At 58.1% G+C, this 17,158-nt stretch carries 12 protein-coding genes; 6 read left to right on the forward strand and 6 right to left on the reverse strand.

Annotated features, from left to right (window positions below):
- Nucleotides 1-6: 6 nt before the first annotated feature.
- Complete coding sequence (gene ccoN, locus U5A05_RS08660; RefSeq protein ID WP_019826669.1) at nucleotides 7-1,431, reverse strand: cytochrome-c oxidase, cbb3-type subunit I; 1,425 nt, start codon at nucleotides 1,429-1,431, stop codon at nucleotides 7-9.
- A 73-nt stretch (nucleotides 1,432-1,504) separates the two neighbouring features.
- On the opposite strand from ccoN, the gene U5A05_RS08665 reads away from it, so the two are divergent.
- Complete coding sequence (locus U5A05_RS08665; protein WP_321836115.1) at nucleotides 1,505-2,200, forward strand: alpha/beta family hydrolase; 696 nt, start codon at nucleotides 1,505-1,507, stop codon at nucleotides 2,198-2,200.
- A gap of 364 nt (nucleotides 2,201-2,564) precedes the next feature.
- Nucleotides 2,565-4,898, forward strand: a complete 2,334-nt coding sequence (locus tag U5A05_RS08670) for an autotransporter outer membrane beta-barrel domain-containing protein (protein ID WP_321836116.1) — start codon at nucleotides 2,565-2,567, stop codon at nucleotides 4,896-4,898.
- Between the two features lie 46 nt (nucleotides 4,899-4,944).
- Here U5A05_RS08670 and U5A05_RS08675 read toward each other — a convergent pair whose 3' ends face one another.
- The 3 genes from U5A05_RS08675 to acnA all read right to left on the reverse strand — a co-directional run bounded on the left by U5A05_RS08675 (nucleotide 4,945) and on the right by acnA (nucleotide 10,395).
- Nucleotides 4,945-6,510: a methyl-accepting chemotaxis protein gene (locus U5A05_RS08675; protein WP_261741719.1), complete on the reverse strand. Its 1,566-nt coding sequence runs from the start codon at nucleotides 6,508-6,510 to the stop codon at nucleotides 4,945-4,947.
- 113 nt (nucleotides 6,511-6,623) lie between these two features.
- Entirely contained in the window at nucleotides 6,624-7,415 is a 792-nt protein-coding gene (locus tag U5A05_RS08680) for a CPBP family intramembrane glutamic endopeptidase (RefSeq protein WP_321836117.1), read from the reverse strand.
- 235 nt (nucleotides 7,416-7,650) lie between these two features.
- Entirely contained in the window at nucleotides 7,651-10,395 is a 2,745-nt protein-coding gene (gene acnA / locus U5A05_RS08685; protein WP_321836118.1) for an aconitate hydratase AcnA, read from the reverse strand.
- A 204-nt stretch (nucleotides 10,396-10,599) separates the two neighbouring features.
- Here acnA and rlmM point away from each other — a divergent pair, with 204 nt between their 5' ends.
- Nucleotides 10,600-11,676 (forward strand): 23S rRNA (cytidine(2498)-2'-O)-methyltransferase RlmM, encoded by a 1,077-nt coding sequence (gene rlmM, locus U5A05_RS08690; protein WP_261741722.1) that lies wholly within the window; start codon nucleotides 10,600-10,602, stop codon nucleotides 11,674-11,676.
- A 14-nt stretch (nucleotides 11,677-11,690) separates the two neighbouring features.
- Nucleotides 11,691-11,939 carry a sulfurtransferase TusA gene (tusA, locus tag U5A05_RS08695; RefSeq protein ID WP_261741723.1) on the forward strand — a complete coding sequence of 83 codons (249 nt, stop codon included), beginning with the start codon at nucleotides 11,691-11,693 and terminating at the stop codon, nucleotides 11,937-11,939.
- 155 nt (nucleotides 11,940-12,094) lie between these two features.
- On the opposite strand, the gene U5A05_RS08700 is transcribed toward tusA, so the two are convergent.
- A complete protein-coding gene (locus tag U5A05_RS08700; protein WP_321836119.1) occupies nucleotides 12,095-13,495 on the reverse strand; it encodes an MATE family efflux transporter in 1,401 nt (466 codons plus the stop codon).
- 175 nt (nucleotides 13,496-13,670) lie between these two features.
- Between U5A05_RS08700 and pdxB the strand changes: the two genes are divergently transcribed.
- On the forward strand, nucleotides 13,671-14,813 hold the full coding sequence (gene pdxB, locus U5A05_RS08705) for a 4-phosphoerythronate dehydrogenase PdxB (RefSeq protein WP_261741725.1): 1,143 nt from the start codon (nucleotides 13,671-13,673) through the stop codon (nucleotides 14,811-14,813).
- Nucleotides 14,814-14,905: 92 nt separating this feature from the next.
- Here the strand turns inward: pdxB and U5A05_RS08710 are convergent, their stop codons facing one another.
- The gene (locus U5A05_RS08710) at nucleotides 14,906-15,082 is read right to left on the reverse strand and encodes a PA1571 family protein (RefSeq protein ID WP_261741726.1); all 177 of its coding nucleotides are present in this window, start codon (nucleotides 15,080-15,082) and stop codon (nucleotides 14,906-14,908) included.
- Nucleotides 15,083-15,331: 249 nt separating this feature from the next.
- Between U5A05_RS08710 and U5A05_RS08715 the strand changes: the two genes are divergently transcribed.
- Complete coding sequence (locus tag U5A05_RS08715; RefSeq protein ID WP_261741727.1) at nucleotides 15,332-17,089, forward strand: ABC transporter transmembrane domain-containing protein; 1,758 nt, start codon at nucleotides 15,332-15,334, stop codon at nucleotides 17,087-17,089.
- Nucleotides 17,090-17,158 lie beyond the last annotated feature (69 nt).

Raw genomic sequence — 17,158 nt, forward strand, 5'->3', positions numbered from 1 at the left:
AACTCCTCAGGCCATCTGCGCGGCGGCTACGACTTCAGCGGGCTCGGCGTTACGCACGGTGCGCCAAGTGTTGTAAGCCATCAGCAACATGCCGCTGAAGAAGATCGCACCACCAACCAGTCGCACGACATAGCCTGGATGGCTAGCCACCAAGGTTTCGACGAAGGAGTAGGTCAGCGTGCCGTCTTCGTTGACTGCGCGCCACATCAGGCCTTGAGCGATGCCGTTGACCCACATCGAGGCGATGTAAAGCACGGTGCCAATGGTGGCCAGCCAGAAGTGCGCGTTGATCAGGCCCAGGCTGTACATCTGCGGGCGGCCGAAAATTTTCGGGATCATGTGGTACAGCGCACCAATCGAAATCATCGCTACCCAACCCAGCGCCCCGGCGTGTACGTGGCCGATGGTCCAGTCGGTGTAGTGGGAGAGGGCGTTCACGGTCTTGATCGCCATCATCGGGCCTTCGAAGGTCGACATGCCGTAGAAAGCCAGGGACACCACGAGGAAGCGCAGAATCGGGTCGCTGCGCAACTTATGCCAGGCGCCCGAGAGCGTCATCATGCCGTTGATCATGCCGCCCCAGCTTGGCGCCAGCAGAATCAGTGACATCACCATGCCCAGCGACTGAGCCCAGTCCGGCAGTGCGGTGTAGTGCAAGTGGTGAGGGCCGGCCCAGATGTACAGGGTGATCAGCGCCCAGAAGTGCACGATGGACAGGCGATAGGAGTAGATCGGACGTTCGGCCTGTTTCGGCACGAAGTAGTACATCATCCCCAAAAAGCCCGCCGTCAGGAAAAAGCCCACAGCGTTATGTCCGTACCACCACTGGACCATGGCGTCAGTGGCGCCACCGTAGAGTGAGTACGACTTGGTGAAGCTGACCGGGATTTCCAGGTTGTTAACGATGTGCAAAATGGCCACGGTCACGATAAATGCGCCGAAGAACCAGTTGCCCACGTAAATGTGCTTGGTCTTGCGCTTCATGATCGTGCCGAAGAACACGATGGCGTATGCGACCCAGACGATGGTGATCAAAATGTCGATCGGCCACTCCAGCTCGGCGTACTCCTTGGAGCTGGTGTAGCCCAGCGGCAGGCTGATGGCCGCCAGCACAATCACCAGTTGCCAGCCCCAGAAGGTAAACGCCGCGATTTTCGGCGAAAACAGTGTGGCCTGGCAGGTGCGTTGCACCGAGTAGAACGAGGCGGCGAACAGAGCGCAGCCGCCGAAGGCGAAAATCACGGCGTTGGTGTGCAATGGGCGCAGGCGCCCGAAACTGGTCCAAGGCAAATTGAAGTTGAGTTCTGGCCAGACCAACTGCGCGGCGAGAAAAACGCCGAGCCCCATGCCGACGATGCCCCAAACCACCGTCATAATGGCAAATTGGCGGACCACCTTGTAGTTGTAGGCGGTACTTGTAGAAGTGTTCATGGTTCCCCATCCACGGTTCAGGCGCATACACATGCACGCCTGGAGTTATAGGCAGACTAAAAGCGAGGCAAGCATGGGTGTAACAGGCAGTGTCGGTATTGACAGGGATCAATGGGCGCAGTGCGTGCAGGCACGGGGCTGGCTGTGGAATCCTGCCACCAGCGGGGCCCAGGGCGATCAAGCGTGCACCCTGATACTGGCCCACGGTGCCGGTGCTCCCATGGACAGTCACTGGATGACAGGTATGGCTGAGCGCCTTGCGGCACGCGGGGTGAGCGTGTTGCGCTTCGAGTTCCCGTACATGGCTCAACGGCGACTGGATGGTGGCAAAAGGCCGCCAAGTCAGCAGGCCAAATTGCTCGATTGCTGGGGTGAAGTGTTTACTGAGGTGCGACGCTATGTCGCTGGGCCATTGGCCATTGGTGGCAAATCAATGGGTGGGCGCATGGCCAGCTTGCTGGCTGATGAACTGGGGGCTGATGCACTGGTGTGCCTGGGTTATCCGTTCTACGCGTCCGGTAAACCGGAAAAGCCCCGTGTGGCGCACTTGGCTGAACTGCAAACGCCGAGCTTGATCGTGCAAGGCGAACGCGATGCCCTGGGCAACCGCGAAGCGGTAGAAGCCTACACGCTGGCGCCGGGCATTGAGGTGTTCTGGCTGGTATCAGGGGATCATGACCTCAAGCCGCTCAAGGTATCGGGGTTTACCCATGAGCAGCATCTGGAGGCGGCGGCGGACAAAGTGGCGGGGTGGTTGTCAGAGCGCTAACTCCTTGTAGCCGCTGCCGAGGCACGAAGGCTGCGATGGGCTGCGCAGTGGCCCCGCGACGACTATGCGCTTAGCGGTTAAACCGCTCCACCAGCGAGTACTGGATATTCACGGTCTGGGTCAGTTCTTCGCTTAACTGCACTGTTCGTCACCAGAAAGCACCGGTAATTTTTCTGGCGTCAACGTAAGTTAATTCCTACATATACGGATGACTTTTTCGATATTTTCCTGTGATGGTTACTTTCAAGATGAGTGCCATTTTCCGTAGATGGGCTCAGCAATGGGGTTGAGTTCAGCTTCAGAATTCAACAGCAGAGTTCTCATCTTGATGCCACATTTCCCTTTATCGCGTCAGTCAGCTCTTATGCTGGCTGTCAGTCAGGCGTTGCTCTTCTCGTGCGTGCAAGTACAAGCGGCAGACGCAGATGCCGTGATCGCACAGAGCGCAAATATCACGATCAATGACAGACATATCGAAACCACCGGTGACGGTGTAGCGGCAATGAATGCTGATTCCGGCGGTAAAATCGAGGCCTCGGGGGTGAGTGCAACGACCTCCGGTAAACTTGCCCACGGGGTGTTGGTCTACGGTTTCGGTTCGCAGTTCAACGGTACCGATGAGCTAACTGTGACGACATCAGGCGAAGGCGCGGCCGGACTCAAGGTGCATATTGATGGCAAGGCCAGTGTGGAAAAAGTCAAGATTGCCACGAGTGGTCAAACGGCCCATGGGGTCGACGCGGATAGCCTGGTAACGATCAACCTGGGTGGAGGATCAATCACCACCACGGGAGATAAAAGCTATGGCATTCGAGGTTGGAATGGCATTGTCAACGGCAATGATCTGGCGATTCGAACCGAGGGCGCAGGCGCTATTGGTATCTTGGCCGTCAGTGGCTCGGCGATTGATCTGCGCGCCAGCTCGATTAACACTTACGGGGCAGGGGCGGCGGGGATACAGGCCGGAGGCAAGGGCCAAATCGAGCTTAAGGATTCCCACGTAAAAGCCCATGGCGCGGGTGCTGTCGGGGCGCTGCTTAGCGGCGGTAGACTGGCTATCACTGGTGGCTCAATACAATCTCACGATGCGGCGGCATTGAGTATCAGTGGCTCAGGCAACACAGTCGACATCGACGGCGCTTACATCGGGAGCACCAATGGACCCGCGATCAAGGTGGATGCCGGTGCCGAGGCAATCATTACCGTGAGCAACGGCTCTACCCTGTCAGCTGGCGACGGTAAGGGCGAGTTGCTTGATGTGCAGTCTGACAGCGTGCTGGATCTGGTGATTGATGGCAGTTTTCTGCACGGTAGCCTGACTGTTCCTGAGGGCGGTCTGGTGAATGTCCGCTTGCAAAATGGCACTTCCTTTACTGGCCAGATGACTGATATCGAGAAATTGCAGCTCGATTCGGACGTTAACTGGAACATCACTGGCGACAGCAGTGCCGGCTCACTGGTGCTCAATGGTGGCACGGTCGATTTCGCTGGTTCCGAAGACTTTCATCGGCTAGCCATGGGCGAGTTGTCGGGTAATGGTTCGTTTGGTTTGAAGCTCGACATAAACAACCGCCAGATCGACTTCCTGGATGTAAGCGGTCAAGCCAGTGGCAACCATATTGTTCGTGTTCAAAATACAGGCGCTGAGCCAGCGCCGGGTTTTGATCCTTTGCAGGTTATCCATACCGAAGGTGGCAATGCGAACTTTGCCCTGTTGGGAGGGCGTGTTGACCTTGGTGCGTTTTCTTATGCGATGGAACGCGAGGGCGACGACTGGTTCCTGACCAGCTCAAACCGTGAAGTAAGCCCGGCAACCCGAAGCGTTCAAGCTTTGTTCAATAGTGCGCCGACCGTATGGTATGGCGAGATGAGCACGTTGCGCAGCCGAATGGGCGAGGTACGTAGCAGTGGGCAGGGCGGAAGCTGGATGCGCAGTTACGGTAACAAATATCAGGTTTCGGGCAGCGACGGGCTGGGCTATCGGCAAAATCAAACAGGTCTGTCACTGGGCGTTGATGCGCCGCTGGTGAGTGCCGATGGCGTGCTTTTGGTCGGCCTGCTCGCGGGCTACAGCAAATCTGACTTGTCGCAGTCGCGAGGTTCGTCGGGCACTGTCGATAGCTTTTATGTCGGGACTTACGGCACCTGGATGCGTGACGACGGCTACCACGTCGATGGCGTGCTCAAACTTAACCAATTCCAGAACCGGGCGCACGTCGTGATGAGCGACTTCAGCAAGGCTAAAGGCAATTATCGCAATTATGGTGTGGGTGCTTCGCTGGAGGTGGGTCGCACTATTCAGCTGACAGAACACCTGTTCGTCGAGCCTTTCGCTCAAGCTTCCGTAGTCGCGGTGCAAGGCAAGTCTTTCAGTCTGGACTCCGAACTGCAGGCCGAAAATGCGATGACCCGCTCTTTGCTCGGCAAAGTGGGCATGACCCTTGAGCATCGTAACGAATGGGCGAGCCCTTACATCAAGGTTGCGCTGGCCCAGGAATTTGCCCGTGACAATGAAATCAAGGTCAATGGCAACCGCTTCAAGAATGACCTGCATGGTACTCGGGGTGAGTTGGGTGTTGGCCTGGCCCTGTCAGTTGCTAGTAATTTGCAATTACACGCTGACTTCGAATACATGAATGGTCAAAGTATTGAACAGCCTTGGGGCGCGAACGTTGGTCTTCGATACGCGTTTGACTGAAGGATAAAACTAAAAAGCCAGCGAGTTGCTCGCTGGCTTTTTTACATCAGCGGTTAAACCGCTCCACCAGCGAGTACTGGATATTCACGGTCTGGGTCAGTTCTTCGCTCAACTGCGCGGAATGCTGCGCCTGTTCCGAGGTTTGGTCCGCCAGGTCGGCGATGGTGCTGATGTTACGGCTGACTTCTTCTGCCACCGCACTTTGCTCTTCGGTCGCCGCTGCGATCTGGGTGGTCATGTCGGTGATGTTGGCCACCGCTTCGCTGATGCCCACCAGCGCCTGATCGGCTTCCAGTACGCGCGCCACACCTTCTTCGGCCTGACGGTGCCCGGCGTTCATGGTCTGCACGGCAGTGGCGGCAGTCTGTTGCAGCTTGGCAATCAGGCTGTGAATCTGCCCGGTCGAGGTGCTGGTGCGTTGTGCCAGTTGGCGCACTTCATCAGCCACCACAGCGAAGCCACGGCCCATTTCACCGGCCCGCGCCGCTTCGATCGCCGCGTTCAGGGCCAGAAGGTTGGTCTGATCGGCAATGCCCTTGATCACATCAACCACGCCGCCGATCTCATCACTGTCCTTGGCCAGTTGCGTGACCGTGGCCCCGGTTTCTCCTACCACCACCGACAGGCGTTCAATGGCTTCACGGGTTTCCCCGGCAATATCGCGACCACGGCTGGTCAGGCGATTGGCCTCTTGGGTGGCGTCCGCAGTGCGTTGCACATGGCTGGCAACTTCTTGAGTGGTCGCGGCCATCTGGTTGACCGCAGTTGCCACCTGCTCGGTTTCGACGCGCTGGCGTTCCAGCCCGGTAGAACTCTTGTGCGCCAGGATGTCCGATTGACGGGCCTGTTCACTCAGGTGCTCAGCGGTGTCCTGCAGGCGTGTCAGGCAGGTTTTCAGGCGGGCTTCCTGACTGAGGATGGACATTTCCAGACGCGCTTGCGGGCCACGACTGTCGGTGTACATCTGTGCGATCAACGGGTCGGAGGTGGTTTGCTCGGCCAGGCGCAACAGGCGCTTGATTCCGCGTTGTTGCCAGCTCAAGCCAAGCAGCCCCAGCGGAACCGACAGCAAGGCGGCGAGGGCAAAACCCCAGCTGGAATTGAGCAGGGCGCCAATGGTGAAGCTCAACTGGCTGACCAGAATAAAGGGCAGCCAATCCTGCATCACCGGCAGCCACTTGTCCCGCTGAGGCACTGGCGATTTGCCGCTATTGATGCGTGAGTACAGGGCTTCGGCACGGCGGATTTGTTCAGCGGTCGGTTTGACCCGTACCGACTCATACCCCACCACGCGCTCGTTCTCGAAGATCGGGGTTACGTACGCATTGACCCAATAATGGTCGCCGTTCTTGCAGCGGTTTTTCACGATACCCATCCATGGCGCGCCCTTTTTCAGGGTGCTCCACATGTGCTCAAACACTGCGGACGGCACATCAGGATGGCGCACAAGGTTGTGCGGTGCGCGTATCAGCTCCTCACCCGAGAACCCGCTGATTTCGATAAAAGCATCGTTGCAGTAGGAAATAACGCCTTTGGCATCGGTTGTGGAAATCAACCGTTGTTGCGCAGGAAATGTGCGTTCGCGTTGAGTGATGGGCTGGTTATTACGCATGTCGTTTCAATCCGCAAGACTTTGACAGGCTTTCGGCACACGTAAGGAATTGTTTAATTTATATTTCAGATGCCGGGCTGGCACTGCACAGCCCGGCGAAGAGATGCAGCGCTTTAGGGGGCGAGCATCGGATAGGTGAAGAACACGAAGTGCAGCACGTTGAGCCCAAAGTGTGTGGCAATTGCCGCACCTAGACCGCCAAAGCGGTACGCCAGGCCATAGCCGACCCCCGCCAACCCGGCCAGCAACATCCATTGCCAGCCCGCTGCGGCATGGGCCAGGCCGAACAGCAGCGAGGCGGTCACCAGCGCAATGGTCTGGCCATAGGGCAATAACTTGAGCCTGCGACTCAGGCCGCCCTGGATATAGCCGCGAAACAGTGCTTCTTCAACCAGGGTCACCAGCAGCAGATTATTCAACAACCAGATTGTGCTCTGGTGCGGCCATTTCGGCGCCCAGGCAATCATGCCCAGCAGCATCGCCCCGCCCAGCGCCACAATGGCGGCCAGTCCCAGCCCCATTACAGTGGCACCAAGCGATGCGCGCCAGGCAAACCGGGGGGCAATCCACGGGCACACCAGCAGCAGCCAAAAACCAATCAGCGGCTTGTCCAGGTTGAAGTACATAGAGAACGGCACGGCATCCGGTGTCAGCCAGGTAGGACTGATGGCTCGACCGTTATGGAAACCGGGTAGCCAATGCAGTGCAAGTGCGAGGGCCAGCAGTACAAACAATCCGTGGCCGGCATAACGCAGGTAATGGTTTTTACGCTGGAGTACGGCGAGCCCGCTGACAGTCAGCAGGGCGAGCGCGATCAGGGTTTGCAGGCCCAATTGCCCGTAACTCAGGGCAAGGCCGTAGCCGAGGGTCAGAAGTGCCAAATAAGGCCATGGCAAAGCAATCATGAAAATCCTTTGAATCGTTAAAAAGCACCCCGGATTCAGTCCAGGGTGCGCAAGTATAACGATTCGAATGAATCCACGGGTTCTTGTGGGAACGACGGTTGTCTTCATCCTGCAACCTGTAGCCGCTGCCGAAGGCTGCGATAAGGGCCGCAGGACCTTCGCTCCCGGTCAAGGTTCGGGGCTGCTTCGCACCCCATCGCAGCCTGCGGCAGCGGCTACAAAAAACAGCTTATGGCTAAGAAGCAATCAGCTGACGCAACACATAGTGCAAAATTCCCCCCGCCTTGAAGTATTCCACCTCGTTGAGAGTGTCGATCCTGCACAGCACCTCGATTTTCTCCTGGCTGCCATTCTCGCGAGTGATCACCAGTGTCAGATTCATCCGTGGTTGCAACTCGGCATCCGTTAACCCGAGGATATCCAGGGTTTCCTTGCCTGTAAGGTTCAGGCTTTTGCGGTTCTGATCCAGCTTGAACTGCAATGGCAGAACGCCCATGCCCACCAGGTTTGAACGGTGGATGCGCTCGAAGCTCTCGGCAATCACTGCCTTGACCCCCAGCAGATTGGTGCCTTTGGCCGCCCAGTCACGGCTTGAACCGGTGCCGTATTCCTGACCGGCAATCACCACCAGTGGCGTACCGGATGCCTGATAGCGCATGGCCGCATCGTAAATCGGCAGTTTTTCGCCACTAGGGATGTAGATCGTATTGCCGCCTTCTTCGCCGCCGAGCATTTCGTTGCGAATGCGGATATTGGCAAAGGTGCCCCGCATCATTACTTCATGGTTGCCGCGACGTGAGCCGTAAGAGTTGAAATCCCGTGGTTCGACGCCTTTTTCGCGCAGGTAGCGCCCGGCAGGGCTGTCGGCCTTGATGTTGCCGGCCGGGGAGATGTGGTCTGTGGTCACCGAGTCGCCCAACAGCGCCAGAATATTCGCGCCTTTAACGTCAGCAATCACCGGCAGCGGCCCGCTGATTTGATCAAAGAACGGCGGATGCTGGATGTAGGTCGAGTCTTCCTGCCAGACATAGGTTGCAGCTTGCGGCACCTCGATGGCTTGCCACTGTTCGTCACCGGCAAACACTTCGGCGTATTCCTTGTGGAACATTCCGGTGGTGACTTGTGCCACGGCGTCGGCGATCTCTTTCTGGCTTGGCCAGATATCACGCAGGTATACAGGCTGTCCGTCTTTACCTGTGCCCAGCGGATCTCGGCTGATATCAATGCGTACCGTGCCAGCCAAGGCATAGGCCACCACCAGCGGCGGGGAGGCCAGCCAGTTGGTTTTCACCAGGGGGTGTACGCGACCTTCAAAGTTGCGGTTGCCCGACAGCACTGAAGCCACGGTCAGGTCGGATTGGGTAATGGCCTTTTCAATCGGCTCAGGCAGTGGCCCCGAGTTACCGATGCACGTGGTGCAACCGTAGCCCACCAGGGCAAAGCCCAATTGGTCGAGGTACTGGGTCAGACCTGCGGCCTTGTAATATTCAGTCACCACCTTGGAGCCCGGTGCCAGTGAGGTCTTGACCCAAGGCTGGCGCGTCAGGCCCTTCTCGACGGCTTTTTTTGCCACCAGTCCGGCGGCCATCATCACGCTGGGGTTGGAAGTGTTGGTGCACGAGGTGATGGCAGCAATGACCACCGCACCGTTTTTCAGGCGATAGGTGTGGCCTTCAAAACTGTAGTCCGCTTCGCCGATCAAGTCCGCATTGCCCACGGCCACGCCGCCACCGCCTTCACTCTCAAGTCGGCCTACTTCTTTCTTGTTGCTCGGCTGGAACTGCAAACTGAGAAAGTCTTCGAAGGCTTGCGCCACGTTGGGCAGCGAAACTCGGTCCTGCGGACGTTTTGGTCCGGCCAGACTGGCTTCGACCGTGCCCATGTCGAGTGCCAGGGTTTCAGTAAAGATCGGCTCCTGGCCTGCGTTGCGCCACAGGCCCTGGGCTTTGCAATAGGCCTCGACCAGTTTCACGGTGGCGTCAGGGCGCCCGGACAAACGCAGGTAGTCCAGGGTGATGTCATCAACTGGGAAAAAGCCGCAGGTCGCGCCATATTCCGGTGCCATGTTGGCAATCGTGGCACGGTCTGCCAGCGGCAAATCCGCGAGGCCATCGCCATAAAACTCAACGAACTTGCCGACTACCCCCTTGCTGCGCAGCATTTGCGTGACCGTCAGCACCAGGTCTGTGGCGGTAATGCCTTCTTTAAGCTTGCCGCTGAGTTTGAACCCCACTACTTCCGGGATCAGCATCGACACCGGCTGGCCGAGCATTGCGGCTTCGGCTTCAATCCCACCCACGCCCCAGCCCAATACACCAAGACCATTGATCATGGTGGTGTGGGAGTCGGTGCCTACCAGAGTGTCGGGGAAGGCATAGGTGCGGCCGTCTTCATCCTTGGTCCAGACCGTACGGCCCAGGTATTCCAGGTTTACCTGATGGCAAATCCCGGTGCCGGGCGGTACGACGCTGAAGTTGTCGAAGGCATTCTGCCCCCAACGCAAGAACGCATAGCGTTCGCCGTTGCGTTCCATCTCGATATCGACGTTTTGTTCAAAAGCGCTGGCGCTGCCGAACCGGTCGACCATCACCGAGTGGTCAATCACCAGATCCACGGGGGACAGCGGGTTGATCCGCTGCGGGTCGCCGCCTGCCTTGGCCATCGCGGCGCGCATGGCCGCCAGGTCGACCACGGCCGGTACTCCGGTAAAATCCTGCATCAGCACCCGGGCCGGGCGGTACTGGATTTCCCGGTCGCTGCTCCGTTCCTTGAGCCAAGCGGCCAGGGCCTTTAGGTCGGGCTCGGTGACCGTTTTACCGTCCTCCCAGCGCAGCAGGTTTTCCAGCAGTACTTTGAGCGACATCGGCAACTTGCTCAAATCGCCCAGTGACTTGGCGGCGAGCGGCAGGCTGAAATAGTGATAAGTCTTATCGTCGACTTTTAGTGTGGCCAGGGTGTTCAGGCTATCGAGGGAGGACATGAAATGACTCCTTTAGACGGATCACGGGGTTAAAGCAGAGCTTCTAACCTAGCTCTGATTCCGGGCTGTGGCTAATAACTGGACTGTCTATGCGGGTTCAAGGTTCCGAAGTCAGTTATCATGCCCGCCTTTTCGTGACACGCCTTGCTCCAAAGCAAGGTTGCGCAGCAGGCCAATTCCCGCCAGTTGCCCAGGAGTAATTCAATGAACACCCTTTTTATGCACTGCCGCCCCGGTTTTGAAGGCGAAGTCTGCTCGGAAATCGCCGAGCATGCCGCTCGCCTTAACGTGTCTGGCTATGCCAAGGCCAAGCCGAGCACTGCCTGCGCCGAGTTTGTGTGCACCGAAGAAGGCGGCACTGCACGCCTTATGAACAATTTGCGATTTGCCGAGCTGATCTTTCCGCGCCAATGGGCCCGGGGCAGCTTTGTCGATCTGCCGGAAACCGACCGGATCAGCGTCATCCTTGAGCACATGGCCGATTTTCCGGTGTGTGGCAGCCTGTGGCTGGAAATCGTCGACACCAACGATGGCAAAGAGCTGTCCAACTTCTGCAAGAAGTTCGAAGCGCATTTGCGCAAGGCGTTGATCAAGGCTGGCAAACTGGTTGAAGACGACGCGCACAAGCCGCGTCTGCTGCTGACCTTTAAAAGCGGCCGCGAAGTGTTCCTCGGCCTGGCGGAGTCCGATAACTGTGCCATGTGGCCCATGGGCATCCCGCGCCTGAAGTTCCCGCGCGAAGCGCCGAGCCGCTCGACCCTCAAGCTCGAAGAAGCCTGGCATCACTTTATCCCCCGTGATCAATGGGATGAGCGCTTGCACAGTGACATGACCGGCGTTGACCTGGGCGCCGCCCCGGGTGGCTGGACCTGGCAGTTGGTCAATCGCGGCATGATCGTGACCGCCATCGACAACGGCCCGATGGCTGAAAGCCTGATGGATACTGGTCTGGTGCAGCACTTGATGGCCGACGGCTTTACCTTCAAGCCCAAGCAGCCAGTGGACTGGATGGTCTGCGATATCGTCGAGAAACCGGCGCGCAATGCGGCGATGCTGGAAGAGTGGATCGGCGAAGGCCATTGCCGTGAAGCGGTGGTTAACTTGAAATTGCCGATGAAACAGCGCTATGCCGAAGTGCGACGTTTGCTTGATCGCATCGCTGACGGCTTCAAGGCACGGGGCATCCAGGTTGAAATCGGCTGTAAACAGCTGTACCACGACCGTGAAGAAGTGACCTGTCATCTGCGTCGACTGGACGTTAAAAAACCTAAATCTCGCTGATTCGGGAGTTACTGATGAGTTTTACTGACCTGCCGGTTGACGGCACTCTGGACGCCACCGGCCTCAACTGCCCTGAGCCGGTGATGATGTTGCACCAGCACATTCGCGACCTGGCGCCGGGCGGCTTGCTGAAAGTCATTGCCACAGACCCTTCGACCCGCCGCGACATTCCCAAGTTCTGCGTGTTTCTGGACCATGAACTGGTGGGGCAGCAGGAAGAGGCGGGCAAGTACCTGTACTGGATCCGTAAAAAGCTGGATTGAGATTTGTGTAGCCGCTGCCGAAGGAGCGAGGCTGCGTTCGATTGCGAAGCGATCGTAAAACCTGAGTCCACGGTCTGTCAGTTAAACTGCGGACTCAGGTTTTACGACGGCTGCGCCGCCGAACGCAGCCTCGTTCCTTCGGCAGCTGTTACAGGTTACCCGGCGCGGCGAATATGCTTTTTCGCACTACGCGCCAGCCGTACGCCGAGCATCAGCGCGGCGCAGGTCAGGCCCACGATCAAACCTTGCCATAGCCCGCTCGGGCCATTGGCTGCGCCGAACCAGTCGGTCAGCCCCAAGGCATAACCCACCGGCAAACCAATCCCCCAGTAAGCAAACAAGGTCAGAATCATCGTCACCCGCGTGTCCTGATAGCCGCGCAGTGCACCGGCTGCAGTCACCTGGATCACATCCGAAAACTGATACAGCGCGGCAAACATCAGCAACATGGTCGCCACCTCGATCACCATTGGGTCTGCGGTGTAGACGGTCGCGATCTGCTCGCGCAGCAGCAGGATCAGGCTGGCGGAAATCGCCGCCCAAATCAGTGCGGTGCCCATCCCAACGCCCGCCACAAACCGCGCTTCCCTTGGTTGCTGACGGCCCAGTGCCTGCCCCACGCGTACGGTAATCGCCATACCCAGCGAATACGGGATCATGAACACCAGCGAGCTGAAGTTCAGGGCAATTTGATGGCCCGCCACCACGGTTGCGCCCAGGCTGCCAATCAACAGGGCAATCACCGCAAAAATGCTCGACTCGGCAAATACCGCGATCCCGATGGGCAAACCCACGCTGAGCAAGCGCTTGAGAATCGCCCATTGTGGCCATTCAAAATGGCTGTAGACCTTGCTTGACCGGTAGATCGCCCCGCGATAGGTCCAGACCACCATGCCGAGTGCCATAAACCACATCACAATCGCCGTGGCCCAGCCACAGCCCACGCCGCCCATGGCCGGAACGCCAAAGTGGCCGTAAATGAAGATGTAGTTGATCGGGATATTGAGCGCCAGGGCGCACAGCCCCAGCACCATGCTTGGCCGGGTTTTGCCCAGGCCATCGCTGAAATTGCGCAATACGCAATACAGCCCTACAGCAGGCATGCCACTGGCGATCCCGTGCAAGTACCCCATGCTCGGTTCGATCAGGTCAGGATCGACTTTCATCAAATACAGCAGCGGTTCGGCAGCGATCAGGATCAGGGCCGCACACAGGCCGGTTATCAGTGCCAGCCACAGCGCCTGGCGAACGATGGGGCCGATTTCGGCGTGAGCATCTGCGCCAAAGCGTTGTGCGACTTTGGGCGTGGTTGCCAACAAAATGCCTGACATCAGCAAAAACACCGGCACCCAGATCGAGTTGCCCAGCGCCACGGCAGCCAGGTCTCGCGGCCCGACGCGCCCAGCCATCACCGCATCGACAAAACCCATGGCCGTGGTGGCGATCTGCGAAATGATGATCGGAAACGCCAGCGTCAGCAGCGCGCGAACTTCTGTGCGAACCCGGGCCGGGCGGCTGACAGCGATAGGGGGAGAGTCATGAGTTACAGAGTTCACAGTCGTGCATCCACAGTGTTTAACGCGCAAAGCCGGAGATTGTACGCCTGACCAAATGGTCAGAAAACACTGAGTTGTAGGATGTTTGTAAGCGTGACTGTGAGTACCTTCCACACCCGGCTGGCCCATTCATCGCAACAACGCCTACACTGCCTCTCCGCGAAAGGAGCCTGCCATGTTGATTGTTGCTGACGAAAATATTCCGTTGATCGAAGAATTTTTTGCTGACTTCGGTGAAATACGCCGCTTGCCGGGGCGCCAGATCAACCGCGCAGACGTACATGACGCCGATATCCTGCTGGTACGCTCGGTGACCAAAGTAGACCGCGACTTGCTCGAGGGCAGCGCGGTGCGGTTTGTCGGTACATGCACCATCGGCACCGATCACCTGGCGCTGGACTACTTTCAGCAAGCCGGTATCCAGTGGTCCAGCGCCCCCGGCTGCAATGCCAGGGGTGTGGTCGATTACGTGCTCGGCAGCCTGCTGACCCTGGCCGAAATTGAAGGTGCCGATCTGACGCAGCGCACCTATGGCGTGATTGGCGCCGGTGAAGTGGGCGGGCGACTGATTAACGTGCTGCGCTCGCTGGGCTTCAATGTGCTGGTTTGCGACCCCGTGCGTGAAGCGTCAGAAGGTGGCGATTACGTCAGCCTCGAGCAGATCATCGAGCAGTGCGATGTACTCAGCCTGCACACCCCGCTGAGCAAGACCGGCGACTTCCCGACTTGGCACCTGCTCGATCAGCAGCGCCTGGAGCAACTGCAATCGGGCACCTGGCTGATCAACGCCAGCCGTGGCCCGGTGATCGACAATGCCGCACTGCGCGACGTGTTGACCCGTCGCGATGACCTGCAAGCAGTACTGGATGTGTGGGAAGGCGAGCCGCAAGTGGACGTCGAGCTGGCTGACTTGTGCGTGCTGGCCACCCCGCATATCGCTGGCTACAGCCTGGATGGCAAGCAGCGGGGCACCGCGCAGATTTATCAGGCGCTGTGTGATTTTCTTGGCCATACCCCGCAGGTGCAGCTCGCCGACCTGCTGCCGGCGCCTTGGCTGGCGAAGGTCGAATTGAGTGCCGACACCGATCCCGCCTGGGCCCTGGGCATGCTTTGTCGTGGTGTGTACGACCCGCGCCGTGACGATGCCGACTTTCGCCGCAGCCTGATTGGCAGTGTCCAGGAGCAGAAGCTGGCATTCGACGGTTTGCGCAAGCATTACCCGCTGCGCCGCGAAATCGAAGGTTTGCCGGTCCACATCGAAGGCGAGTCCGTGGCTTTGAAGCAACTGGTAAAGGCCCTGGGCGCTGTGCTGGTATAAGCCTGCGCAGATAAAAAAACCGGCCTTACGCAGTAAGGCCGGTCAGTGAAGCGAAAGCTGTTTGATCATCGGGAAAGTCTTGTATGCAGGGATCAGTCCTTGCGTGAAGGTTTGACCAGACGTTGCTCCAGCTCGTGGCAAGCGTCCTGAATCATCTCTTCGGTGATCGAAATTTCCTGACCATTTTCATCGATGATTGCGCACCCCAGAGACTGGTGTGTCTGGGTGCGAATTACGGGTACGGCTTGAGCGTTCTGTTGCAAATCCATGGCCTGTCTCCTCATCAGGGGGTAGCGCTACTGTAGATCCGTTTAATGACTGAGCTGTTACAAACACAGTGTCCATCCCAGTCCAACAGAAATATTCTGAAACTTCCAGCCTCACTTTAGAACTTTACAGCCTAGGCCTTGTAGATCTTGGTCATATTCAAAACGACTGAGAAAGGTTTACCGGTTTAAACCGAACTTCGTTGTAGGCTGGTGGCTTTTCACCCTTGTCCTCTTTCTGGATACCCTCGCATGCTTTCTTCCCGGCACCGTCGGGCCATTCGTTTGGCCACCCATTTTCTTGCGCCATATCGTTGGCAGGCCTTTGGTGCACTGCTGGCGCTGATTGTTACGGCGGGCATCACCTTGTCGATGGGGCAGGGCATTCGCCTGTTGGTCGACAAGGGCTTCATGACTCAGTCACCGCATTTGCTCAACCAGTCGATCGGTTTTTTTCTAGTGCTGGTGCTGGGATTGTCAGTGGGCACCTTTGTGCGTTTTTACCTGGTGTCATGGATCGGTGAGCGGGTGGTCGCCGACATTCGGCGCCAGGTGTTCAATCACCTGATCGGCTTGCATCCGGGGTTTTATGAAAACAACCGCAGCTCGGAAATCCAGTCACGCCTGACCACCGACACCACTTTGCTGCAATCGGTCATCGGCTCTTCGCTGTCCTTGTTCTTGCGCAACAGCCTGATGGTGATTGGCGGTGTGGTGTTGTTGTTTGTCACCAACCCCAAGCTCACCAGTATCGTGGTGGTTGCCCTGCCACTGGTGCTGGTGCCCATCCTGTTCTTTGGTCGCCGGGTGCGCAGTTTGTCGCGTCAGAGCCAGGACCGAATCGCCGATGTTGGCAGTTATGTCGCCGAAGCCTTGGGGCAGATCAAAACGGTTCAGGCCTACAACCATCAACAGCAAGATCAGCAGCGCTTTGCCAGCACTGTGGAGCAGGCCTTTGCTACCGCGCGCAAACGCATCCTGCAACGGGCCTGGCTGATTACCTTGGTTATCTTGCTGGTTCTAGGGGCAGTGGGGGTGATGCTGTGGGTTGGCGGCATGGACGTGATCGCAGGGCGTATCACCGGCGGCGAGTTGGCGGCGTTTGTGTTTTACAGCCTCGTCGTCGGCAGCGCGTTTGGCACCCTGAGTGAAGTGATTGGTGAGTTGCAACAGGCAGCGGGTGCGGCAGAGCGTATTGCCGAACTGCTGCAGGCGAAAAGCCTGATTTTGGCGCCGAGCACGGGGTTGCGCGTGTTGCCTACGCGGGTTGAGGGTAATTTGCAGCTTGAAAACCTGCATTTTTCCTACCCGTCACGGCCTGAAAGCTATGCAATTGACGGCCTGAGCCTGTCGGTCAAGGCGGGCGAGACCCTGGCCCTGGTGGGGCCATCAGGTGCGGGCAAGTCGACGTTGTTTGACTTGTTACTGCGCTTTTACGATCCGCAGCAAGGGCAGATTCTGCTTGAGGGGCAGCCGATCACTCAGCTTGACCCGCAAGACCTGCGTCGTTGCTTTGCCCTGGTGTCGCAAACCCCGGCACTGTTTTTCGGCACCATCGAAGACAACATCCGTTATGGCAATGCCCAGGCCAGTGATGCGCAAGTTGAAGCTGCGGCGCGCATTGCCCATGCCCACGACTTTATCCTGCAAATGCCCGAGGGCTATAAAACCCATTTGGGGGACGGCGGTCTGGGGTTATCGGGCGGTCAGCGCCAGCGTTTGGCGATTGCCCGGGCGTTACTGGTCGATGCGCCGATCCTGTTGCTGGATGAAGCCACCAGTGCGCTTGATGCCCAGAGCGAGTATTTGATCCAGCAAGCCTTGCCCAGCCTGATGCAAGGTCGCACGACGCTGGTGATTGCCCACCGCCTGGCCACCGTACAAAACGCCGATCGGATTGCGGTGATGGATCAGGGCAAGTTGGTTGCCATCGGCACCCACGCCCAGTTGATCGCCAGCAATCCGCTGTATGCGCGGTTGGCGGCGTTGCAGTTCAATGTGGGGGGGTGAGGTCTGATGTTCTGTAGCCGCTGATGAGGAACGAAGGCTGCGACTCAAACACCTCGCAGCCTCGCTCCG

The sequence above is a fragment of the Pseudomonas kulmbachensis genome (assembly GCF_963681935.1).
GTDB classification, from domain to species: Bacteria; Pseudomonadota; Gammaproteobacteria; order Pseudomonadales; family Pseudomonadaceae; genus Aquipseudomonas; species Aquipseudomonas kulmbachensis.

What these genes read in the sequence shown, in the direction of transcription:
- U5A05_RS08665 (WP_321836115.1), top strand. Translation starts at nt 1,505, where the DNA reads ATGGGTGTAACAGGCAGTGTCGGTATTGACAGGGATCAATGGGCGCAG.
- U5A05_RS08675 (WP_261741719.1), bottom strand. Translation starts at nt 6,510, where the DNA reads ATGCGTAATAACCAGCCCATCACTCAACGCGAACGCACATTTCCTGCG.
- pdxB (WP_261741725.1), top strand. Translation starts at nt 13,671, where the DNA reads ATGTTGATTGTTGCTGACGAAAATATTCCGTTGATCGAAGAATTTTTT.
- ccoN (WP_019826669.1), bottom strand. Translation starts at nt 1,431, where the DNA reads ATGAACACTTCTACAAGTACCGCCTACAACTACAAGGTGGTCCGCCAA.
- U5A05_RS08715 (WP_261741727.1), top strand. Translation starts at nt 15,332, where the DNA reads ATGCTTTCTTCCCGGCACCGTCGGGCCATTCGTTTGGCCACCCATTTT.
- rlmM (WP_261741722.1), top strand. Translation starts at nt 10,600, where the DNA reads ATGAACACCCTTTTTATGCACTGCCGCCCCGGTTTTGAAGGCGAAGTC.
- tusA (WP_261741723.1), top strand. Translation starts at nt 11,691, where the DNA reads ATGAGTTTTACTGACCTGCCGGTTGACGGCACTCTGGACGCCACCGGC.
- U5A05_RS08680 (WP_321836117.1), bottom strand. Translation starts at nt 7,415, where the DNA reads ATGATTGCTTTGCCATGGCCTTATTTGGCACTTCTGACCCTCGGCTAC.
- acnA (WP_321836118.1), bottom strand. Translation starts at nt 10,395, where the DNA reads ATGTCCTCCCTCGATAGCCTGAACACCCTGGCCACACTAAAAGTCGAC.
- U5A05_RS08710 (WP_261741726.1), bottom strand. Translation starts at nt 15,082, where the DNA reads ATGGATTTGCAACAGAACGCTCAAGCCGTACCCGTAATTCGCACCCAG.
- U5A05_RS08670 (WP_321836116.1), top strand. Translation starts at nt 2,565, where the DNA reads ATGCTGGCTGTCAGTCAGGCGTTGCTCTTCTCGTGCGTGCAAGTACAA.